The following is a 21,209-nucleotide window of genomic DNA, read 5'->3' on the forward strand; positions in this document are numbered from 1 at the left end:
CCGTCGGTGGCGAAGGAAATCGACGTTCCGGTGGCGCGGCTCGAACAGGTGCAGCGGCTGCATCGCTCGCTGCTCAGTTCGCTGGAGATGATGGCGACGGGACTCGGGCACTACGAGCAGCAACTCGTGCGCGTGGCGTTCGCGCAGCGCAGCGCCTGCGTGCGCGAGGCGCTGCTGACGACGGCGCGCGCGCTGCGTTTTGGCGGCGGACGTCATCCGGAAGCCGCCGCGCGGGCCTTGCGTTCGAGCCCGCTCGACCAGCGCGCTCTGGAAAGCGATGAGGAGACGCCAGCGTCAGCCGCGCCGCTCGCACCGGAATTGCAGGGGCCTTACTGGCTCGAGCAGCGTTTCGAGGAGCAGGTGGGGCAACTGCGTGCCTTGCTCCTCGAAACCGAACCGCGATGGAACATCGAGCGCGCGCATCTGCACCGCATGGTGTGACGCGCGCGAAGCCTGGCCTTAAGGCGTGGGACTTTCGAGCGGCGGCGCGGTGACCATCCACGGCACGCCGAACTTGTCGGTCAGCATGCCGAAGCCTGGCGACCAGAAGGTCTTCTGGAACGGCATGCCGATTTCCGCGCCCTTGGAGAGCGCGTCGAAATAGCGCTGCGCCGTGGCGGCGTCGGGAGCCGTGAGCGAGACGCTGAAGCCGGTGAACTTGTCGTGATGCGTCATGCACCCGCCGTCGGACATCATCAGTTGCGCGTCGCCGACCTGGATCGTCGCGTGCATGATCTTGTCGGCCAGTTCGGGCGGCATCGGGCGCTGGGGATCGGGCGGACCTTCCTTGAAGCGCATCTTGAACAGCTCCGTGGCGCCGAGCGCTTCGCGATAGAACGCGATCGCTTCTTCGCAGGTGCCGTTGTAAAACAGATAGGGCTGGATTTGCATCGTCATCTTCCTTGCCGACTGCAGGGTAGGCCGGTCGCGTGAGCCGCATGCGTGTGCGCGTCTGTGGGGGACGCCCGAGCATCCGCGACCGGATTCGCGCGGCTCGTTTGGGCCGCTGCCCTGATTCTAGGCGCGCGCGTGCACGCATCGGGGGCACATGTCGCCAGGGTTTGCGAGAGCGCAGACTGGAACGGAGATTGCCGCCTCTCGCGACATGAAAAACGATGCAAAAAGGGCCGCCCATGCTAGATGGAGCGGCCCTTCGCTTGCGTCAGCCCGATGGATCAGGACTTAACGCGACTTAACGCAGACTTAACTGAGCGCTTACTTCGCGCGCAGTTCCTCGACCATCTTGTCGAGCTTGACGGCGTCGGCGGCGAAGGCGCGGATGCCTTCGGCGAGCTTTTCGGTCGCCATCGCGTCTTCGTTCAGCTGGAAGCGGAACGAGGCCTCGTCCACGCCCACGCGCTCGATCTGCGCGTCCTTGAACGCTTCGGGCGAGAGCTTGCGGTCGATCTTTTCGCTGCTGTCATGCAGCTTTTGCAGCAGATCCGGGCTGATCGTGAGCAGGTCGCAGCCCGCGAGTTCGACGATCTGGCTGGTGTTGCGGAAGCTCGCGCCCATCACCTCGGTCTTGTAGCCGAACTTCTTGTAGTACGCGTAGATCTTGCGCACCGACTGCACGCCCGGATCGTTGGCGCCGCCGTCCTTCGCGTCGTCCCAGTCCGCGCCCTTGGCCTTCTTGTACCAGTCGTAGATGCGGCCGACGAACGGCGAGATCAGCTGCGCGCCCGCTTCGGCGCACGCCGCGGCCTGTGCGAGCGAGAACAGCAGCGTCATGTTGCAGTGGATGCCTTCCTTCTGCAGCACTTCAGCGGCGCGGATGCCTTCCCACGTCGAGGCGAGCTTGATGAGCACGCGCTCCTTGCCAATGCCGGCCTGCTTGTACAGATCGATGATGTGATGGGCCTTGTCGATCGACTTCTTCGTGTCGAAGGACAGACGTGCGTCGACTTCGGTCGAGACGCGGCCCGGGATGATCTTGAGGATTTCGGTGCCGAAGGCGATCAGCAGATGGTCGATGATCGCTTCGACCGATTCGCTCGCGTGATCGCGCACGGTTTTTTCGAGCAGCGGACGGTATTCCGCCTTCTGCACGGCCTTGAGGATCAGCGACGGATTGGTGGTCGCGTCCTGCGGCTTGTACTGGACGAATTGCTGGAAGTCGCCCGTATCGGCGACGACGGTGGTGTACTGCTTGAGCTGATCGAGTGCGGTAGTCATGTCTGGCCTTGTGGGCGCATGCGCGCCGGCGTCTGGGAAAGTTGAACGGCCTGCGTGCCCGGGCGGCTGGCCCGGGCGGCGCAGGGCGGAACACAAAACGCTTTACGCTGGGATGTGCGCCTGTACGCGAAAGGGCGTGCCGCGCCAACACGGCTGGTTCAGCGTATCGGCGCGGCTCACTCCATCATTTTATGGCGGATCGGGAGGCGGTGCGATGACGCGGGCGTCCCGAACAAAAATCGGCGCAAATTCGGTGCCGTGGCTTTCTATTCGTCGTCGATGGGATCGTCAGGCGCGCCGCGCGTTGAGCACGAACTGCGTGAGCACGCCCGCCACCAGCCCCCAGAACGCCGCGCCGATGGACAGCAGCGTGAGACCCGAGGCCGTCACCATGAAGGTCACGAGCGCCGCCTCGCGCTCTTTCGGGTTCTGCATCGCGTTGGTCAGGCCGCTCATGATCGAGCCGAACAGCGCCAGCGCCGCGATCGACACCACCAGCGCCTGCGGGAACGCCGCGAACAGCGCGGCGATGGTCGCGCCGAAGATGCCCGCGATCAGATAGAAAATGCCGCACCAGACCGCCGCCATATAGCGCTTGTTGCGGTCCTCGTGCGCGTGCGGACCGGTGCAGATGGCCGCCGTGATGGCAGCGAGGTTGACGCCGTGCGAGCCGAACGGCGCCAGCACGAGCGAGGCAAGCCCCGTGGTGGCGATCAGCGGCGAGGAGGGCGTGTTATAGCCGTCGGCGCGAATCACGGCGATGCCGGGCACGTTCTGCGAGGCCATCGCCACCACAAAGAGCGGAATGCCGATGCTGACGATCGCCTGCACCGAGAACGCCGGCATCGTGAACACGGGTTTTGCCACCGCCACGCGGAAATGGCTGAAGTCGAGCAGGCCCAGCGCCGCCGCCGCCGCGATGCCCACGATCAGCGTGCCGACAATCGCATAACGCGGCACGAAGCGCTTCATCAGCAGATACGCGAAGAACATGGTGAGCACGAGCGGCGTCTGCACCTGGGCGGCGTGAAAGATCTCGATGCCGATTTCGAACAGGATGCCCGCGAGCAGCGCCGCCGCGATGCCGGCGGGAATGCGCTTCATGAGCGTGTCGAACCAGCCCGTCAGACCCACGGCGGTGAGCAGCAGGGCGCAGACGATGTAAGCGCCGATGGCCTCGGCATACGGCACATGCGGCAGCGAGCTGATGAGCAGCGCCGCGCCCGGCGTGGACCACGCCACTACGGTGGGCGCGCGGAACCACAGCGACAGGCCGATGGTGGTCACCGCCATGCCAATCGAGAGCGCCCAGATCCACGAGGAAATCTGCGCGTCGGTGAGATGCGCGGCCTGGCCGGCCTGGAACATCAGCACCAGCGAACTGGTGTAGCCCGTCATCATCGCGACGAAACCGGCCACGATCGTGGCGACGGACGTATCGGCAAATGGCCGCAGCGGTCCCGGCCGGAAGTTCGCCGGCAGGTCGGGGGATGAAGGCGCGGTCATGCAGAAACTCCTGATTGTTGTTGTGTGCGCAACCGTCTGGTCGAACGGCCTTATTGCGTGATGTGACGTGAAGAGGGGCTTAGTTGCTCAGCACGCGCATGGCCGTTTCCAGCCCGGCGACGGTCAGCGGATACATGCGGTGCCCGAGAATCTCGCGAATCACCGACACCGACTGGCGATATTCCCAGAGCCGCTCAGGCTCGGGATTGAGCCACGCGAAATGCGGGAACTGATCGGCCAGACGCCGCAGCCAGACGGCGCCCGCTTCGGGGTTGTTGTATTCGACCGAGCCACCGGGCTGCAGCACTTCATAGGGACTCATGGTCGCGTCGCCGACAAAGATGAGCTTGTAGTCGGGCGTGAACTTGTGCAGCAGATCCCACGTGGGCGTGCGCTCTGCGTGGCGGCGGCGGTTGTTCTTCCACAGGTAGTCGTAGACGCAGTTGTGGAAGTAGTAGAACTCCAGATGCTTGAACTCCGCCTTGGCCGCCGAAAACAGTTCTTCGGTGCGCCGGATGTGATCGTCCATCGAGCCACCCACGTCGAGCAGCATCAGCACTTTCACGTTGTTGTGGCGCTCCGGCACCATCTTGAGATCGAGCCAGCCCGCGTTGGCGGCGGTGCTGCGGATCGTGTCGTTCAGATCAAGCTCTTCGGCCGCGCCTTCGCGCGCGAAGCGGCGCAGGCGGCGCAAGGCCACCTTGATGTTGCGCGTGCCGATTTCCAGTTGATCGTCGTAGTCGCGATAGGCGCGCGCGTCCCACACCTTCACGGCGCTGCGCTGGCCGCCTTCGCCGCCGATGCGGATGCCTTCCGGGTTATAGCCGCCGTTGCCGAAAGGCGACGTGCCGCCCGTGCCGATCCACTTGCTGCCACCCTCGTGGCGCTCCTTCTGCTCCTCGAACAGTTCCTTCAGCCGCTCCATGAGCTTGTCCAGGCCGCCCATCGCTTCGATCTGCGCGCGCTGCTCGGGCGTGAAATCGCGTTCGAGTTTTTTCTTGAGCCAGTCTTCCGGAATTTCGAAGGCCTGTGCGGACTTCGCCTCGATGCCGCGAAAATATGCGCCGAACGCCTGATCGAAACGGTCGAAATACTGCTCGTCCTTCACGAGCGTCATGCGCGCGAGGTAGTAGAAGTCGTCCAGCGACGGCGCGATGACGCGCTCCTTGAGCGCTTCCACGAGCGTGAGGTACTCCTTCACGGAGACCGGCAGCTTCGCGTCGCGCAGCGTGTAGAAGAAGTCGATCAGCATGCGGGTTCTCCGTGCGTGCCTTGTGTGCCGGCGCGCGGCTTAGCGGTTATGGCGGTTCATGTAGATGAGCCGCTCGAACAGCGTCATGTCCTGCTCGTTCTTGAGCAGGGCGCCCGCGAGCGGCGGCATCGACTTCGAACCGTCCACGGCGCGCAGCGCCTCGGGCGGGATATCTTCGGCAAGCAGCAGCTTGAGCCAGTCGAGCAGTTCGGACGTCGAAGGTTTTTTCTTCAGGCCCGCGACGTTACGCAGTTCGAAGAAGCTTTCCATCGCCGCGTTGAGCAATTCTTTGCGGATGCCCGGATAGTGCACTTCGACGATGCGCTGCATCGTGGCCGGATCGGGAAAGCTGATGTAGTGGAAGAAACAGCGGCGCAGGAAGGCGTCGGGCAGTTCCTTCTCGTTGTTCGACGTGATGATGACGAGCGGGCGCTGCTTCGCCTTGATGAGTTCGCGCGTCTCGTAGACGTAGAACTCCATGCGGTCGAGTTCGCGCAGCAGGTCGTTGGGGAATTCGATGTCGGCCTTGTCGATCTCGTCGATCAAGAGCACGCTTTGCTGCTCCGACTCGAACGCTTGCCACAGCACGCCCTTGACGATGTAGTTGCGGATGTCCTTCACGCGTTCGTCGCCGAGCTGCGAATCGCGCAGGCGCGAGACCGCGTCGTATTCGTAGAGACCCTGCTGCGCCTTGGTGGTGGACTTGATGTGCCATTGCATCAGCGGCATGTCCAGCGCGGCGGCTACTTCCTCGGCCAGCATGGTCTTGCCGGTGCCGGGTTCGCCCTTGATAAGCAGCGGACGCTTGAGGGTGATCGCGGCGTTGACCGCGAGCTTGAGATCGTCGGTGGCGACGTACTGCGAAGAGCCTTCGAAACGCGTGGCGCGCATGATGAACCGCTCGCTGAAAAAAATCCCAGTATAAGTCAGATGGGGTGTTGCTTCAGAGGGGCCTCGCGTATCGTTGGGTCCGCCCGATGCGGTACTCATTGAACACCCCGTGAGCACCGCGTCACCCGTGTTTTTCGGACCGAACCGCCGTGGTTTCATCAAACGTCGCGTGCCGCATGCGTGTCGCGTGCAGCGCATCAGGGATGACCCGCACGACTCGCCGCAAAGGCCGCTCGCACAACGCCCGAGCCCCGTCTGGCGGGCTTGAGCGGGCGCGCAGAGGACGGCAGCCTCGTGGACGGGCTGCGCGGCGTCGCGGTATACTCAGACCGATTTTTTTCGGCCTGCACGGCGACCCAAAAGTAAAACAGCAGTAATGCGGCGCAGGCCGTGGCCTGCGGTTCGGGCGTTCGAATCCCCTCAAGCCAGGTTGGATGCTATGAAAAAAATTGTCGGCAGGCACGTCATGCTCGGCGCTGTAACCGTGCTGGCGGGCTTCGCGGCCACGGCACACGCGGATGTCGTGGGCGACGCGAAAGCAGGTCAAAGCAAGGTTGCGATGTGTATCGGCTGTCATGGTATTCCCGACTACCGCACCGCCTATCCCGAGGTCTACCACGTGCCCATCCTGGGCGGCCAGAACGCGCAGTACATCCAGAACGCGCTGCACGGCTACAAGAAGGGCGACCGCCACTTCGAAACCATGCACGCCATCGCGACCACGCTGACCGACCAGGATATCGCCGATATCGCGGCTTATTACGCGGCGCAGACGGCTACGTCCAAAAACAACCCCGAGAAGTAACCGGCACGGGAGACGAGAATCCATGAACAAGCCCCCCTATACGGCTGCGGCCGTGCGTGCCGGTGCGCGCTCCACTGCCCGCGATTCGCTTTTCAAGGCTGCCGTGCTGGTTTCCGCGGCCGCCGCGCTAGCCGCGACGCTGGCGCTGCAGCCAGCGCATGCTGCCGATGCGGCCAACGGCAAGGTGCTCGCCGACAGCCACAACTGCGCGGCCTGCCACGGCGTGAACCTGAACAAGCCGGTCAGCCCCGAGTACCCGAAGCTCGCCGGCCAGCATTCCGACTACATCTACTGGGCGCTGCGCCAGTACCAGATGGGCAACGGCAACCCGCATCTGGGCCGCAGCAATCCGATCATGCAGGCGCAGGTGCAGAGCCTGTCGCAGAGCGACATGAAGGATCTGGCCGCCTATATCGAATCGCTCAAGGGCGATCTGATCGACAAGAAGTGATGTGATGCGCGCCGCATGAGGCGCACATGCGAAAACACCCCGCGTGAGGCGCTGATTCTGGCCTCACGCGGGGTGTTTTTTATGGCGCTGCGCGTTCGCGCGGCGCCCGGCAACGCTCAGTCGCGCGTGGCGCGGCGCTCGATACGCTGGAGATAGGCGTCGGTGTCGGGCGGCGTGTTGGTGCGCTGCGCTTCCCAGATCGTTTCGCCCAGGCATTCCATGATCGCGTGCTGCGCGTCGTGCGTGGAACCCATGCGTGCCGCGAGCCGGTCATGCGCCGCGCGGATGCCCGGCGGCTGGTCGATCGACAACTGCTCGCTGATCGCCAGATGCATCGACAGGTGCAGGAAGGGGTTGCTCTGGCCGCGCTCGGGCGAGTAGTCCTGCGCAGCGGCCTGATCGGCGTCGGCGAGTTCCGCGTGGTATTCGGGATGCTCGACGATCCAGTCGGCGGCAATCGCTTCCAGGGGCGTCAGGATTTCGCCTGCGCGCTGCTTGCGCCAGGTCTCGGTGAAAAAGCGGCGGACTTCGTCGCGACTGGGATTGAACATCGTGAATCGTGGGGTAGTTATCTGGTACGGGGCCAGAAGCCGATCGAAAGAGGCGCTGGCGTTCCGGGAAGCCCATTCTACGTCGCCGGGCGCAAGCGCGCTGTCAGAGTTCGGGCGGCGGCGTTTTCGGCTTGAATTCGCACAGCGGCTCGATCACGCAATGCCAGCATTCGGGGCGGCGCGCTTTGCAGACGTAGCGCCCGTGCAGGATCAGCCAGTGGTGCGCGTCCTGCAGGAACTCCTTCGGCGTGAACTTTTCCAGTGCGGCTTCCACGGCCTTCACATCCTTGCCAGGCGCGAGTCCCGTGCGGTTGGCGACGCGGAAAATATGCGTGTCCACCGCGATGGTCGGATGACCGAAAGCGGTGTTGAGCACCACGTTCGCTGTCTTGCGGCCCACGCCCGGCAGGCCTTCGAGCGCCTCGCGCGTCTGCGGGACTTCGCCGCCGTACTGCTCGACGAGGATCCTGCAGGTGGCGATCACGTTCTTCGCCTTGGTGCGGTACAGGCCGATCGTCTTGATGTAATCGGCCACGCCTTCCTCGCCCAGCGCGAGCACGGCTGCGGGCGTATTGGCGACCGGAAACATCTTGCGCATGGCCTTGTTCACCGAGACGTCGGTGGCCTGCGCGGACAGCAGCACGGCGATCAGGAGTTCGAACGGCGTCGAAAACTCCAGCTCGGTCGTGGGATGCGGATTGAGGCTTTGCAGCGTTTCGTAGATGGCGCGGCGCTTGGTGGCGTTCATGGCTCTTGTGGGGACCGGGGGCCGTGGGTTCTTATGCGGGCTTATCGTCGTTTTTCGGGGCGTCGGGCGCGGTATCGTCGTGCTGGGCCTTGTCCGACATGCCCAGACGCTTGCGGCGCGCTTCGGCGGCGTCGATCTGCGCCTGCACGTCGGCGCTGACTTGGTCGGTGTTGCGCGGGCCTTCGCCGCGCGCGGCCAGCTCCGCCTTCTTCTGGCGCGCGCGCTCCAGCGCGGCCTGGATGATGGCTTTCTTCTTCGCTTCGGCGTCGTCGGTCAGGGCTGCCGCAGGGGGGCTTGCATCCGGCGCAGCGGCTGCGGCCGACGTTGCCGCGGGAGCCGCGGCGGCGGCGCGGCGGGCGGCCGCACGGGCTTCGGCAGCGTCGCGCTCGGCGGCCAGGCGCGCCTGGTGACGGTCGTGGCGCAGCCGCGCTTCATCGGCTTGCTGCTGGGTCCAGGCGTCCCAGCCGGTAGCCGCGCCGGTCACCGGAATCATCGCGATGCAGTCCACCGGGCAGGGCGCCACGCACAGGTCGCAGCCGGTGCACAGATCCGCGACGATGGTGTGCATCTGCTTGGGCGCGCCGACGATCGCATCGACCGGGCAAGCCTGCATGCACAGCGTGCAGCCGATGCACACCTGCTCGTCGATAAAAGCGACGGGGCGGGGCCGCTCGACGCCGTTGTCGGGATTGATCGGAATGATGGGCTTGCCGAGCAGCTGCGCGAGACGCGCGACGCCTTCGGCGCCGCCCGGCGGGCACTGGTTGTAGCTGGCGGTGCCGGCGGCGACGGCTTCGGCGTAGGGCCGGCAGCCGTCGTAGCCGCACTTGGTGCATTGGGTCTGGGGCAGCAGATCTTCGATGCGATCTGCGAGTGTCTTGGAATCGTTCACGGTCGCAATTTCTACGCTGGCCCGGTGGGGTTCAGGCGGGCTGCAGCGGGGACAAACTGGTACGGGCAGGCAAGCGGGGAGCCTTCAGGCAGGCGCTGTGCGCATGCGGCGCCAAAGCCCGCATTATCGCCGATTTCCCGGATTGCCATCGCACGGGCATGTGCCATAATCAAAGTGCTTAATTCGAATGTTTAGCTCGTCGAAGGTCCGGCCCACGGGCGTGGCTTCGCGCGCAGGGCAGGCGGATCGGGCATTGCTGATGGCGTCAACGACGCAGCGCCGCACGAGGGCTCCGGGCGGCGCGCGCATAAAGAAAACTAACGAAAACGAACTAGAACAAGCGAAGATCGAAAAGCGAAGGGTGTCAGTCCATTAACCTGGCGCGCCCCGCGAAACGCTGCCGCTACATGGGTTCTTTGGAGAGACCCGGCAGTGTCCAGCGGGAACCCGCGCGCCTATCGAGCGATCCTGCCACCATGAATCAGCCGAAAATCAAAAGAGATCCTGAAGGCACACGCCGCCGTATCCTGCTCGCAGCGGCCGAAGAGTTCGCGAGCGGTGGCCTGTTCGGCGCACGCGTCGACCAGATCGCGCGACGCGCCGAAACCAACGAGCGCATGCTCTATTACTACTTCGGCAGCAAGGAGCAATTGTTCACCGCGGTGCTTGAGCACGCCTTCGGCGCGCTGAACGAGGCCGAGCGCGCGCTCGATCTCGCGGGTCTCGCGCCCGTCGAGGCCATCACGCGGCTCGCGCACTTTGTGTGGGACTACTACCGCGACCATCCCGAACTGTTGCGGCTCGTGAATAACGAGAACCTCCACGAAGCGCGCTACATGCTCAAGTCCACGCGCATTCACGAGATGGTGTCGCCCATCGTCGCCACGCTCGGCAGCATCCTGTCGCGCGGCGAAGCGGCGGGGCTGTTCCGCTCGAACATCGACCCGCTGCGCCTGTATGTGACATTGTCGGGCATGGGCTATTACATCGTGTCGAACCGCTACACGCTCAACGCCACCCTGGGCCGCGACTTCAGCACGCCTGCCGAGCGCGCTGAAATCATCCAGCTCAACACCGATATGCTGCTCGCGTTCCTGATGCGCAAATAAACCGCGCACGAAGAAGCCGCGCACGAAGCGGCTTTTGCGACGATCGAAGAAAAAACGCCGCGCCTCATTTTCATGAGGCGCGGCGTTTGTGCGTTTTCGTGCGCGCGTGCGGCGAGGGTGGCTCAGACTACAGCGCTTTCCTTCGCCGGCTGTTTTGCGTGCGGCTGATGCTGGCGGATGAAGTCGCGCAGTTGCGGATAGATGATGGTGCGCCAGCGGCGGCCCGAGAAAATACCGTAGTGGCCGCACTTTTCCGCGGTCAGGTGGTGCTTGTCCTGTTCCGGAATGCTCGTGCACAGGTCGTGCGCGGCGCGCGTCTGTCCGGAGCCCGAAATATCGTCGAGTTCGCCTTCGATCGTGAAGAGCGCGGTGTCGCGGATGTCCTGCGGACGCACACGCTCGCCCGCGACGTCCCAGGTGCCTTCGGCGAGGCTGAAGTCCTGGAACACCGTGCGGATCGTTTCGAGGTAATACTCGGCGGCCATGTCGAGCACCGCGTTGTATTCGTCGTAGAACTGACGATGCGCTTCGGCATCCTCTTCGTCGCCGCGCAGCAGGCTCTTGTAGAAGTCCCAGTGCGCCGTGGTGTGACGGCCCGGGTTCATCGCCACAAAGCCCGCGTGCTGCAGGAAGCCCGGATAGACCTCGCGCCCTTCGCCCGGATAGTTGGCCGGTACCGGATGGATCACGTTGTTCGCAAACCATTCGAGCGAATGCTCGGTCGCCAGCGAATTGACGGCCGTGGGGCTGCGGCGTGCGTCGATCGGGCCGCCCATCATCGTCATGGTGAGCGGCGTGGCTTCGCCGCGGCTCGCCATCAGCGAAATGGCCGCGAGCACAGGCACCGTCGGCTGACACACCGACAGCACATGCAGATTCTTCGCGCCGATATGGCGGATGAATTCCTGAATGTACGCGACGTAGTCGTCCAGGTGGAACGCGCCCTGGTCGAGCGGCACCATGCGTGCGTCGATCCAGTCGGTGATGTAGACCTTGTGGTCCTGCAGCAGCGTGCGCACGGTGTCGCGCAGCAGCGTGGAATGGTGGCCGGACAGCGGCGCGCACACCAGCACGGAAGGCTCGTCCTTGAGCGCGGTCACAGCGGCGGGATCATCCGCATAGCGCTTGAAGCGCAGCAGACGGCAGAACGGCTTTTCGACGATCGTCTGTTCGACGATCGGGATGTGGTGGCCATCCTTTTCGATCTGCTTGATGTTGAACTCGGGCTTTTCGTAGTCCTTGCCGAGCCGGTAGAGCAGTTCGTAGCCGGCGGCCAGACGCGAGGCGCCCGGCACGAGCGAAAACGGGCTCGACGGATTGGTGAACGACTTGGAAGCAGCCTGGGCCCACGCAGTCAGTGGGCTAAGCAATGCGCGCTGGTATTCGCGGATTTGGTAGAGCATGGATGCTCCAGCATCAGGGGCCGGATCGAATCCAGGTCGCGCCGGAAAGACGCGGCGAGGAACCGGCCCGCATGTTGATCGGTCAGGCCTTGAATCAGGCTTTGGTCTACTGCTTCGGTCTACTGTCAGACAGGCTATATATCGGCTGCGCATAGCGCCGCTTGAGCAAAAGCTAGAGCAAAAATCAGCGGCGCGCCGCGGTCGTGCCTGCTCCCGACAGTGACAAAAAAGCGACAAAGCCACATGACAAGCTGCACGACCTGCGGACCATCCTAACGGACCCCAGAACGTTGTGCAACGCAACATGTCAAGTTTATCGCACCTCCTACAAACGCGTCGGCGTATTCTTGCGTTGACTCCTTCGCGATCCTGACTTCACGCCCTGCCTGGCTATGACGCCGCGGCCGCGATATCGGCCTCCATCGGCGGTACCCCCTCAGGATGGCCGGTCTCGCTGGCCATTTCCTGTTCGTGGCGCATCAGATTCAAACCTGTATGAACGAGCGCGACATGCGAGAAGGCCTGTGGGAAATTTCCCACAAGACGGCCTTCGATCGGGTCGTATTCCTCGGCCAGCAGACCGACGTCGTTGGCGAGCCCGAGCAGCCGTTCGTACATCTTGCGCGCATCGTCCATGCGGCCCTGGAGCGCGAGGTTATCGACCATCCAGAAGCTGCAGGCGAGGAACGTGCCTTCGCCCGGCGGCAAGCCGTCGTTGAATTCGGTGGTGCGGTAGCGCATCACAAAACCTTCACACATCAGATCGCGCTCGATGGCCGCGACGGTGCCGGCGATGCGCGGGTCGTCGGCGGGCAGGAAGCCTACCAGCGGCATGAGCAGCAGACTCGCGTCGAGATCGGTGCCGCCGTAGATCTGCGTGAAGGAATTCAGTTCCTTGTTGAAGCTGCGCTCGCAGATCTGTGCGTGGATGGTGTCGCGCATCTCGCGCCAGTGATCGAGCGGGCCGGGCAGATCGAATTTTTCGGCCGAGCGCACGCAGCGATCGAACGCGACCCACGCCATCACCTTCGAGAACGTGAAATGCTGGCGCCCGCCGCGCGTTTCCCAGATGCCTTCGTCCGGCTCTGTCCAGATCGTTTCGAGATGTTCGAGCATCGCGCACTGGATCGACCATGCCGTGTCGTCGGCCTGCAGGCCGCCCACGCGCGCGAGGTGCAGCGCGTTCATGACTTCGCCGTAGACGTCGAGCTGCAATTGCCCGACTGCGTTATTGCCCACGCGCACGGGCTTCGAATTTTCGTAGCCGGGCAGCCAGTCGAGTTCGATTTCGGGCAGACGGCGCTCGCCGGCGATGCCATACATGATCTGCAATTGCGAGGGCGAGCCGGCCATCACTCGACCGAGCCATGCGCGCCACGCGCGCGCTTCGTCGTAGTAGCCGCCGCGCATCATGGCCAGCAGGGTGATGGTGGCGTCGCGCAGCCAGCAGTAGCGGTAATCCCAGTTGCGCGTGCCGCCCAGTTGCTCGGGCAGCGAAGTGGTGGGCGCGGCCACGATGCCGCCGGTGGGCTCGTAGGCGAGCGCCTTGAGGGTGATGAGCGAGCGGCGGATCGGAGCGGCCCAGCGGCCTTCGACGGTGCCGCGCGCGGCCCATTCTTCCCAGAAGTTTTCGGTGCGCGCGAGTGCGGTGAACGGATCGCGCGGCGGCGGCAGACGCAGATGCGAAGGCGCATAGGCCATCGAAAACGGCACGCGCTCGCCTTCCTTGACGTCGAAATCGGCGACCGTGCGCATGTTCTCGCCTTCGAGATCGACGGGGGTGCGCAACACGATGGTGTCCGGGCCGACCGTCGCCTTGATGCCGCTTTCATAGGTCAGACGACTGACCCACGGCACGGAAAATCCATAGTCGAAGCGCAGCACGAAGTCGCATTGCATGCGTACCGTGCCACGACGACCCACCACGATGCGCACCAGTTCGGTCCAGCCGTTGCCGGGCGGCATGAAGTCGATCAGCGTGACGGCGCCGTCGGGCGTTTCGAAATCGGTTTCCAGAATTAGCGTTTCGCCGCGATAACGGCGCGTGGCGGTGACTTTGGCGGGTGTGCCGTCGGCGGCGGGTGCGGGCGCGATCTGCCAGCGGCCGTTCTTTTCAGTGCCGAGCAGCGCCGCGAAGCAGGCGCCGGAGTCGAAACGCGGCCAGCAGAGCCAGTCGATGGAACCTTCGCGGGACACGAGCGCGGCCGTGTGGCCGTCGCCGATCAATGCATAGTCTTCGATGAGTGCGGGCATGGTAAGCGAATTGACAGCTTGCGTGGTGCGGTTGTTCAGGTAATGCGGCAGCGCATGCACGGACAAGAGTAGTGGCTGTGGGGCTCACTGCGCAACGCGTTTTGCGGCGCACGGCTCGACATCGCACGCAAAAGATTGCTGCGGGAACTTTCGCGACGCGCGGTTCAACGCGCGCGCAGGGCGAATGTCAGCGGGGAAAGACGCGAGAGACGCGCTCAAAAATGCCCACCCGTGCCGAACAAACCGATGATCCCGATGATGATGAGATAGAGCGCAACGATGTAGTTGAGCAGGCGCGGCACGACGAGAATCAGAATGCCGGCGATGAGCGCGACGAGCGGGCCGATGGCGACATGGATATTCATCTTCACTCCTTGTTGGACGAGGTCATTTGCCATTGGCTCGCTGCGCGTTGGCAGCGCGATGGCGCGCAACCTCTCGTATACTTGCCTTCCAACCCTCATAAGATTGGTGTTTGCGCAATCTGCGCGCTGCCGATCAGCTCCAGGCTCGACAAGAAGAAAGGAGGTCGACATGTTTCAAGGCCATGCATCCGCAATCGCCGTGCCCATGCACACCACGCGTGCGCCGCGCACCCCGATGCGCGGCATCATTCATCAGATCATCAAGGGGATTGCCATCATGGCCTCAGTCGCCGCGGCCGTGGCCGCTCCGCAGGCGTTCGCGCAAAGCGGCGCCTCGGCCGATGTGGCCGGCAACGGCGTCTATGACCTGATCGTCGGCACCTACACGGGCGGCAAGAGCGAAGGCCTCTACGTCTACCGCTTCGACTCGAAGACGGGCGATGCGCAACAGGTGAGCGTTGCGAAGACGGTGAACCCGTCGTATCTGGTGGTGAGCCGCGACAAGCGCTTCGTCTACGCGGTCAACGAGCTGCCCGGCGACAACGGCCCGGCCAGCGTGCGCGGCGACGTGAGCGCCTTCGGCTTCGACGCCGCGAGCGGCCAGCTCACCTTCCTGGACAAAGTGTCGGCCCAGGGCAACGATCCGTGCTATCTGAGCCTGTCGCCGGACGGCAAGTACCTGCTGGTCGCCAACTACTCGGTCGCAGCCGATCCGGGCGGCAGCTTCGCGGTGCTGCCCATCGAAGCCGACGGCAAGCTTGGCCAGTCGGTGCTGACCGTGCATCACGAAGGCGGCGGCCCGGTCAAGGGACGCCAGGATAACGCGCACGTTCACTCGACGGTGTTCTCGCCCGATGGCCGCTATCTCTTCACGCAGGATCTGGGCACCGACAAGCTCTGGACCTACCGCTACACGCCGGACGGCACGCGCGGTCTGGTGAGCCCGGCCGAATGGCGCTACACCGACGTGAAGGCCGGGACCGGCCCGCGTCACCTGGTGTTCGGCAACGACGGCCGCCACGCGTATCTGACGAGCGAACTGGCGGGCACGGTCAGCGTGTTCAACTACGACGATGGCCACCTGAAGCTTGAGCAGGTCGAAAAACTCGCCGAGCCGGACTTCAAGGGGGCGGTGGGGGCAGCGGCGCTGCACCTCTCGCCGGACGGCAAGTTCCTCTACGTGTCGAATCGCGGCGACGCCAACGACATTTCGATCTTCGCGGTCGATCAGACGAGCGGCAAGCTCAAGCGCGTGGGCCGTCAGGCGAGCCTTGGCAAGTCGCCGCGCGAGTTCGCGATCGACCCGAGCGGCCAATGGCTGATCGTCGGCAACCAGAACAGCGACACGGTGTATGTGTTCCGTCGCGATCAGCAAACGGGTCTGCTCGAAGCGAATCCGAAGAAGATCGAGATCGGCTCGCCGGTCGATTTCAAGTTCGTGACGCCTTAAGCCTTAAAGTTGGTGGCATAAAAAAACGCCGCGCGGAGCTGATCCGCGCGGCGTTTTTCTTTGCGTCGGCGTGACGCTTATTCGGGCTGCCCCGGCACCAGCACTTCGCGGCTGCCGTTGATGCCCATCGGCGAGACGAGGCCCGCCGCTTCCATCTGCTCGACCAGACGCGCGGCGCGGTTATAGCCGATGCGCAACTGACGCTGCACCGACGAGATCGACGCGCGCCGCGTGCGCACCACGAAGGCCACCGCCTCGTCGTACAGCGGATCGGCTTCCGCTTCGGGCGACTCGCCGAACAGGTCCTGCGGCGCGCCTTCGCTGGCCGGACCGTCGAGAATGCCCTCGACGTATTCCGGCTCGCCGAACTGCTTCAGATACTCGACCACCGCGTGCACTTCCTCGTCGGCCACGAACGCGCCGTGCACGCGCTGCGGATAGCCCGTGCCCGGCGGCAGGAACAGCATATCGCCCTGGCCGAGCAGCGATTCCGCGCCCATCTGGTCGAGAATCGTGCGCGAGTCGATCTTCGACGACACCTGGAACGCCACGCGTGTGGGGATGTTCGCCTTGATGAGGCCGGTGATGACGTCTACCGAAGGCCGCTGCGTCGCGAGAATCAGGTGGATGCCTGCCGCGCGCGCCTTCTGCGCGAGCCGCGCGATCAGCTCTTCGATCTTCTTGCCCGCGACCATCATCAGGTCGGCCAGCTCGTCGATCACCACCACGATCATCGGCAACGCCGAGAGCGGTTCGGGCGCTTCGGGCGTGAGCGAGAACGGGTTGCCGATCTTGCGCTCGTTGGCTTCGGCGTCGCGGATCTTCTGGTTGAAGCCCGCGAGATTGCGCACGCCCACGGCCGACATCAGCCGGTAACGCTTCTCCATTTCGCCCACGCACCAGTTGAGCGCGTTGGCCGCGAGCTTCATGTCGGTGACCACGGGCGCGAGCAGATGCGGAATGCCTTCGTAGACGGACAGCTCCAGCATCTTCGGGTCGATCATGATCAGTCGCACTTCTTCGGGCGTCGCCTTGTACAGCAACGACACGATCATTGCGTTGATCGCCACCGATTTGCCCGAACCGGTCGTGCCGGCCACCAGCATGTGCGGCGCCTTGGCCAGATCCGTGACGATCGGATGCCCGACGATGTCCTTGCCCAGCGCGATCGTGAGCTTCGAGGGCGAGCGCTGATACGGCGTCGATTCGAGGATCTCGGAAAGGCGGATCATCTGGCGTTTCGCGTTCGGCAATTCCAGACCCATGCAGGTCTTGCCGGGGATCGTTTCCACCACGCGGATCGACGTGAGGCCGAGGCCGCGCGACAGATCCTTCATCAGCCCGACGATCTGGCTGCCGCGCACGCCGAGCGCAGGCTCGACTTCGAAGCGCGTGATGACCGGACCCGCCGAGGCGCCGACCACCGTGACCGGCACCTTGAATTCCTGCAGGCGCTGCTCGATCAACTGGCTGGTTTCGGCGAGCTTTTCTTCGGAGACGTATTCGATTTCGGTCTCGGAGCGCTCGAGCAGCTCGAAGCCAGGGAGTTCGACCGCAGACGCGCTGAGCGGCTGGAATTCGAACGACGTCGGCGCGTGACCGCGCACGGGCTGGCGTGCGGGTTCTGGTGCTGGCGTTGGGGTTGGCGTTGGTGCTGGCGTCGCAGCGGCCTCGATCGGAGCCGCAGGCGCGAAGGCCGCGGGTGCAAGCGCTGGAGCAAGCGCTGGTGCCGGAGCTTGCGTTTGTTCCCAAGGCGGCGTGAGCGGCGCGGGCGGTGAAATCGGCGCAATCGGCGCGAAGCTGGCCGCCGGGATGGGCTCAGCCGGAAGCGGCCATGCGGGCGCTGCCGGAATGGGTGCGAGCGGTGCCGCTTCGATCGGCGCTGCGGGCACGAAGGGCGCCGGCGCCGGGGTGAGTGCGTGTTCCCACGGCGCGACGGGCGCAACGGGTGTAGCGGGCGCGACCGGCATGTGCCACGCAGGCATCGCTGGTTCTTCGACTTCGACTGCCGGGCTCGTGGTCGCCGCAGCAGGCGTGGCGTCGATGGATGCCGCTGGCATCACCGGCGCGGACGTCAGCGCGCCCGTTGCGGCTGCAACGGTCTGCGCAGCGCCAAGGGCCGCGCTGGCAACTGTCGGCGCAGCCATCACGGCGCTCGTAGCAGCGGCGAGCGGTGCGGCGATGGCGACTGGCACTGCAGTGGGCTGCTGCGGCTCGACCGGCGCGACAACGGGTTCGCTCTCGATCGGAGCCGATAGTGCATGTGCCGTCTCGACGACCGGCGGATGCTCAGGCGCGGGTTCGAGCGGTGCTTCGAAGGAATCGGCTTCGAGCGGGGCGGTGTCAGCCTCGACCGGCGCGGCTGCGATTACCGGCGCTTCCTCGTGCTCCGTTGGCTCCACCGCCGCGACAACGCTTTGCAGCGGGGTTTCGTCGTGGATTGCTTCGACGGCGACCGGGGTTTCGGCGGGCGCTTCCTCAGCGGCCTTCGCTTCTTCTTCGGCGGCGGCTTTGGCGATGAACGTCGGCAGCGCAGCGCTGAACGCGGCGGTGAATTCATCGACGGCAGGGATCAGCGGCTCGGCGACTTCGGGCTGTGGCGTTACGAAGCTCGCGACCGGTTCCGGCGCACGTTGCGCTTCGATTTCCGGCTCGATCTCCGGTGCAACTACCGCTTGCTCAACGTCTTCCTCGGGCTGTGCGACATGCGCGGAGACTGACGCGAGGCGCGGGAAGCGCACGATGTTGCTGGTGTGCTCGATGTCCTCTGCCGGCTCTACCGCGTTTGTTGTCTCGACCGGCGCGGATGCGGCGGTTTCGGCTTCGTCAGCCACGGGCTCGTTGGGCTCGTCCGGCTCGTCATCGAGCAGAACCCACGGCATGCCCTTGTCGAAGCTCGGCCAGTTGATCGGCGCATCCGCGCTTTCGGCGGGTTTCGTCGGCTCAGTTGCCTGCGCTGGCGTCGGAGCGTTTTCCTCTGCGCCGATAAGGAAGTCGGGCAGCGAGTGGTCCACGCCTTGCGTCGATTCGGCGGACGGTTCTTCTGTTGCCGTCGGGGCAACGGCAACTGGCTCGACGGGTTCGGCGGGAATCGTTTCGGGCAACGACACCGGGGCTTCCTGCACTGGCGGCTCGGGCTGATGCGCTGCGGCGTCTGGCGTTTCCGGGAGTGCCTGCACAGGCGCTGCGGTGGCTTCGGCCGCAACGGCTTCAACCGGCAACGCGATCTGCGGCGCGGCCAGCGGGAATTGGGCGTGTTCCGGATGCGTCGATGTATCGGCAGCCGCTTCGGGTGTTTCGGGTGCTGCAGGCGTTTCAGGCAAAACCGGCTGCGTGGAAGTTGCCGCGAGGTCAACGGCTTGCGCCGGAGCGTCAGCTTGCGCGGCAGTCTCTTCGACGCTATTGCGGCGCGCGAGGCTCGCCCCGGCCAGCGACGTCCAGCGTGCGGCGTTCTCTTCGATCGAGCGCAGCGTTTCGAGCACGCTGGAGGACAGCGGCGCCTGCGGTGCCACGGGTACGGGCGTCGTCGGGCGCGAGTAGGCGGGCGTAGCGAGTGCTGCGGGCGTCACGGCTGCGGCCGGACTGACTTCAGCGATCGATGCCGTGACGGGCGCGCCCATCGGCGGGCTGACGGAGGACGGCGTGCGCACTGCGGTGCTCGGCGTTGTCCGGGTTGGCCACACGAACGGACGCGCGGGCTTTGCCTGATGGCGCGGCTGCGGCGCTGCGGCGGCCGCTGCGCGCGCGGCCGTGCTGCCCGCCACCGGCGGCGGCGCGCTGCGGCGCACGGGCGCCGGGCTGGCGTAAGGCGAGACGATCGGATCGACCGCGTTCGGCATCACGGCGGCATTCGGCGCGGCGTTGCGCGGCATGACGGGCACGGATGCCGTCGAGGCGAACGGCGCGGCTTGTGCCGCGACCGGCGCGGGCGGCCGCATGGAGGGCGGACGGATTGGCGTGCTGCCCGGCGCGTTGAGCGGCGTAGGGTGTGACGTCGAGAGCGGCGTCGAGCCAGTGGACGCGGGCCGCGCCGGCGCAACGCGCCAGGGCGGCGGACCACCTGCAGCGACCGCACTACCGACTGCCGCACCCGCAAGCGCGGCGTTCTGTATGCCCGCACCCGCAGCCGCAACCGCGACGCCGCCCAGACCCGTCATGGCCTGGCGCTGCGCCTCGGCAGCGAAGGGCGCTACGGACGGCGACACCGGCATGCCGTTCGCACCGCCGACGCTCGCGCGCCGCGCCTCGCCCGGCATCGCACCGTTCAACGTAGCCGCCGATGCGGGCGCGTTGCGGCGAATCTCTCCAGGCATCACGCCAGTCTGCGACGCGGACGCCATCGGCGCGCGTGCGCCGGGTTGACCTTCGCGCAGCCAGCCCATCGGTGCGGTGGGTTCGCTGCGCGCCCATGCAGCGGCGGGGCTCGGCGGCGGCGAGGCGAAATCCGGCTCGGTGCGCCAGGGCGAATTGTCCATCGGTGTGACACCCGGGCCTGGCGCTGCATTGGCGGCGGCACCGGTTGCCGCACCCGCAGCCGTGGCTGCACCTGCAGCCGCGCGCTTGCCCGGCATCTGCGGACGCCAGACGGTCGGACGCTTGCGGCGCGTGTCGTCGTGCGGCACAGGAGTGCCCGCGCCCGAGCCGATGTTCGGCCCGTCGCCTGCAGCGAGTCCGCCCCCCAATCCCAGCGCGCTGCCCAGGCTGCCAAGTCCGGCAAGACCCGCGCTGAATCCGGACGAGGCGCCCGAAGGCTTCGCGCCATCCTGCGCCGCGCGGCGGCTGCGGCGCGAGACGCGCTCGCCGTCGTCGTCGTCGTCGCGGGACGGGCGGATGTTCAGGCCCAGGCCGAGCGACACGTCGGCCCAGACGAAAAAGTCGCGCCAGCGGAAGTCGATCAGCCAGGGCAGGCTCACGAAGAACAGCGCCGTGATCGCAAGCGGTGCGGCGACGTGCCCGATCAGCTTGCCGAGGCCGTCAGCAATCGCGTGGCCGAGCGCATCGAAGCCCTCGATGTGGAGCAGGGAGGCCTCGAGCGCGCAACTCGACAGCAGCACGCAGAAAAAGCCGAGCCACAGCCGGATCGTGCCGGGGCCGCGCAGGCCCGCGCCGCCGGGCAACACCGACTTCACGAGACGCCAGATCAGAGGGATGAACCAGACGGCCGATAAGCCGAACCAGCCAGGAACTACCGTGTGCATGCCAGAGATCTACGATGAAAGTTTGGGCAAGACGTCGAGTGTAACCGCTCGACCCTGGTGCGCCGTCATGCGCGTTGTCGCGGCGCCGCAGTGGCGGGGCGCGCTCAGGAATGCCGCGGAAAATCGACAAAAAAACATCGGCGATTGAGCGCCGACAAAC

At 65.3% G+C, this 21,209-nt stretch carries 16 protein-coding genes and 1 pseudogene; 5 read left to right on the forward strand and 12 right to left on the reverse strand.

Features of this window, described 5'->3' with window-relative positions:
- Positions 1-441, forward strand: a pseudogene (locus tag VG320_RS21700) (FUSC family protein); the annotation flags it as partial.
- Between the two features lie 18 nt (positions 442-459).
- Here VG320_RS21700 and VG320_RS21705 read toward each other — a convergent pair.
- From VG320_RS21705 to VG320_RS21725, 5 genes are all read right to left on the reverse strand, one after another.
- Positions 460-891: a VOC family protein gene (locus VG320_RS21705; RefSeq protein WP_327202125.1), complete on the reverse strand. Its 432-nt coding sequence runs from the start codon at positions 889-891 to the stop codon at positions 460-462.
- 324 nt (positions 892-1,215) lie between these two features.
- Entirely contained in the window at positions 1,216-2,175 is a 960-nt protein-coding gene (tal, locus tag VG320_RS21710; RefSeq protein ID WP_327202126.1) for a transaldolase, read from the reverse strand.
- Between the two features lie 288 nt (positions 2,176-2,463).
- On the reverse strand, positions 2,464-3,681 hold the full coding sequence (locus tag VG320_RS21715) for a benzoate/H(+) symporter BenE family transporter (protein WP_327202127.1): 1,218 nt from the start codon (positions 3,679-3,681) through the stop codon (positions 2,464-2,466).
- 79 nt (positions 3,682-3,760) lie between these two features.
- On the reverse strand, positions 3,761-4,933 hold the full coding sequence (locus VG320_RS21720) for a VWA domain-containing protein (protein ID WP_327202128.1): 1,173 nt from the start codon (positions 4,931-4,933) through the stop codon (positions 3,761-3,763).
- 39 nt (positions 4,934-4,972) lie between these two features.
- Positions 4,973-5,824 (reverse strand): MoxR family ATPase, encoded by an 852-nt coding sequence (locus VG320_RS21725; protein ID WP_327202129.1) that lies wholly within the window; start codon positions 5,822-5,824, stop codon positions 4,973-4,975.
- A gap of 439 nt (positions 5,825-6,263) precedes the next feature.
- On the opposite strand from VG320_RS21725, the gene VG320_RS21730 reads away from it, so the two are divergent.
- A complete protein-coding gene (locus VG320_RS21730; RefSeq protein WP_327202130.1) occupies positions 6,264-6,629 on the forward strand; it encodes a c-type cytochrome in 366 nt (121 codons plus the stop codon).
- A 22-nt stretch (positions 6,630-6,651) separates the two neighbouring features.
- Positions 6,652-7,080, forward strand: a complete 429-nt coding sequence (locus VG320_RS21735) for a cytochrome c (RefSeq protein ID WP_327202132.1) — start codon at positions 6,652-6,654, stop codon at positions 7,078-7,080.
- Positions 7,081-7,196: 116 nt separating this feature from the next.
- Here the strand turns inward: VG320_RS21735 and VG320_RS21740 are convergent, their stop codons facing one another.
- The 3 genes from VG320_RS21740 to rsxB all read right to left on the reverse strand — a co-directional run bounded on the left by VG320_RS21740 (position 7,197) and on the right by rsxB (position 9,271).
- The gene (locus VG320_RS21740) at positions 7,197-7,631 is read right to left on the reverse strand and encodes a DUF1841 family protein (RefSeq protein ID WP_065063655.1); all 435 of its coding nucleotides are present in this window, start codon (positions 7,629-7,631) and stop codon (positions 7,197-7,199) included.
- Between the two features lie 103 nt (positions 7,632-7,734).
- On the reverse strand, positions 7,735-8,379 hold the full coding sequence (gene nth, locus VG320_RS21745; RefSeq protein WP_327202133.1) for an endonuclease III: 645 nt from the start codon (positions 8,377-8,379) through the stop codon (positions 7,735-7,737).
- A gap of 31 nt (positions 8,380-8,410) precedes the next feature.
- Entirely contained in the window at positions 8,411-9,271 is an 861-nt protein-coding gene (gene rsxB, locus VG320_RS21750; protein WP_327202134.1) for an electron transport complex subunit RsxB, read from the reverse strand.
- A gap of 476 nt (positions 9,272-9,747) precedes the next feature.
- Here rsxB and VG320_RS21755 point away from each other — a divergent pair, with 476 nt between their 5' ends.
- The gene (locus VG320_RS21755; protein WP_327202135.1) at positions 9,748-10,380 is read left to right on the forward strand and encodes a TetR family transcriptional regulator; all 633 of its coding nucleotides are present in this window, start codon (positions 9,748-9,750) and stop codon (positions 10,378-10,380) included.
- 122 nt (positions 10,381-10,502) lie between these two features.
- On the opposite strand, the gene VG320_RS21760 is transcribed toward VG320_RS21755, so the two are convergent.
- The 3 genes from VG320_RS21760 to VG320_RS21770 form a co-directional block, all read right to left on the reverse strand.
- Positions 10,503-11,783 carry a polyhydroxyalkanoate depolymerase gene (locus VG320_RS21760; protein WP_327202136.1) on the reverse strand — a complete coding sequence of 427 codons (1,281 nt, stop codon included), beginning with the start codon at positions 11,781-11,783 and terminating at the stop codon, positions 10,503-10,505.
- Positions 11,784-12,173: 390 nt separating this feature from the next.
- A complete protein-coding gene (locus VG320_RS21765; protein WP_327202163.1) occupies positions 12,174-14,036 on the reverse strand; it encodes a glycoside hydrolase family 15 protein in 1,863 nt (620 codons plus the stop codon).
- A 215-nt stretch (positions 14,037-14,251) separates the two neighbouring features.
- Complete coding sequence (locus tag VG320_RS21770; RefSeq protein WP_103701522.1) at positions 14,252-14,401, reverse strand: DUF3096 domain-containing protein; 150 nt, start codon at positions 14,399-14,401, stop codon at positions 14,252-14,254.
- A 235-nt stretch (positions 14,402-14,636) separates the two neighbouring features.
- On the opposite strand from VG320_RS21770, the gene VG320_RS21775 reads away from it, so the two are divergent.
- Positions 14,637-15,851 (forward strand): lactonase family protein, encoded by a 1,215-nt coding sequence (locus VG320_RS21775; RefSeq protein ID WP_327202164.1) that lies wholly within the window; start codon positions 14,637-14,639, stop codon positions 15,849-15,851.
- Between the two features lie 77 nt (positions 15,852-15,928).
- Here VG320_RS21775 and VG320_RS21780 read toward each other — a convergent pair whose 3' ends face one another.
- The gene (locus VG320_RS21780; RefSeq protein ID WP_327202137.1) at positions 15,929-21,049 is read right to left on the reverse strand and encodes a DNA translocase FtsK; all 5,121 of its coding nucleotides are present in this window, start codon (positions 21,047-21,049) and stop codon (positions 15,929-15,931) included.
- Between the last annotated feature and the right edge of the window lie 160 nt (positions 21,050-21,209).

Origin of the sequence: Paraburkholderia sp., from assembly GCF_035948235.1 — a bacterium.
Lineage (GTDB): Bacteria > Pseudomonadota > Gammaproteobacteria > Burkholderiales > Burkholderiaceae > Paraburkholderia.

Coding starts and splice junctions, on each gene's coding strand:
- nth (WP_327202133.1), bottom strand. CDS start 8,379: ATGAACGCCACCAAGCGCCGCGCCATCTACGAAACGCTGCAAAGCCTC.
- VG320_RS21725 (WP_327202129.1), bottom strand. CDS start 5,824: ATGCGCGCCACGCGTTTCGAAGGCTCTTCGCAGTACGTCGCCACCGAC.
- VG320_RS21735 (WP_327202132.1), top strand. CDS start 6,652: ATGAACAAGCCCCCCTATACGGCTGCGGCCGTGCGTGCCGGTGCGCGC.
- VG320_RS21760 (WP_327202136.1), bottom strand. CDS start 11,783: ATGCTCTACCAAATCCGCGAATACCAGCGCGCATTGCTTAGCCCACTG.
- tal (WP_327202126.1), bottom strand. CDS start 2,175: ATGACTACCGCACTCGATCAGCTCAAGCAGTACACCACCGTCGTCGCC.
- VG320_RS21730 (WP_327202130.1), top strand. CDS start 6,264: ATGAAAAAAATTGTCGGCAGGCACGTCATGCTCGGCGCTGTAACCGTG.
- VG320_RS21775 (WP_327202164.1), top strand. CDS start 14,637: ATGCGCGGCATCATTCATCAGATCATCAAGGGGATTGCCATCATGGCC.
- VG320_RS21705 (WP_327202125.1), bottom strand. CDS start 891: ATGCAAATCCAGCCCTATCTGTTTTACAACGGCACCTGCGAAGAAGCG.
- VG320_RS21770 (WP_103701522.1), bottom strand. CDS start 14,401: ATGAATATCCATGTCGCCATCGGCCCGCTCGTCGCGCTCATCGCCGGC.
- VG320_RS21780 (WP_327202137.1), bottom strand. CDS start 21,049: ATGCACACGGTAGTTCCTGGCTGGTTCGGCTTATCGGCCGTCTGGTTC.
- VG320_RS21720 (WP_327202128.1), bottom strand. CDS start 4,933: ATGCTGATCGACTTCTTCTACACGCTGCGCGACGCGAAGCTGCCGGTC.
- VG320_RS21715 (WP_327202127.1), bottom strand. CDS start 3,681: ATGACCGCGCCTTCATCCCCCGACCTGCCGGCGAACTTCCGGCCGGGA.
- VG320_RS21765 (WP_327202163.1), bottom strand. CDS start 14,036: ATGCCCGCACTCATCGAAGACTATGCATTGATCGGCGACGGCCACACG.
- VG320_RS21755 (WP_327202135.1), top strand. CDS start 9,748: ATGAATCAGCCGAAAATCAAAAGAGATCCTGAAGGCACACGCCGCCGT.
- VG320_RS21740 (WP_065063655.1), bottom strand. CDS start 7,631: ATGTTCAATCCCAGTCGCGACGAAGTCCGCCGCTTTTTCACCGAGACC.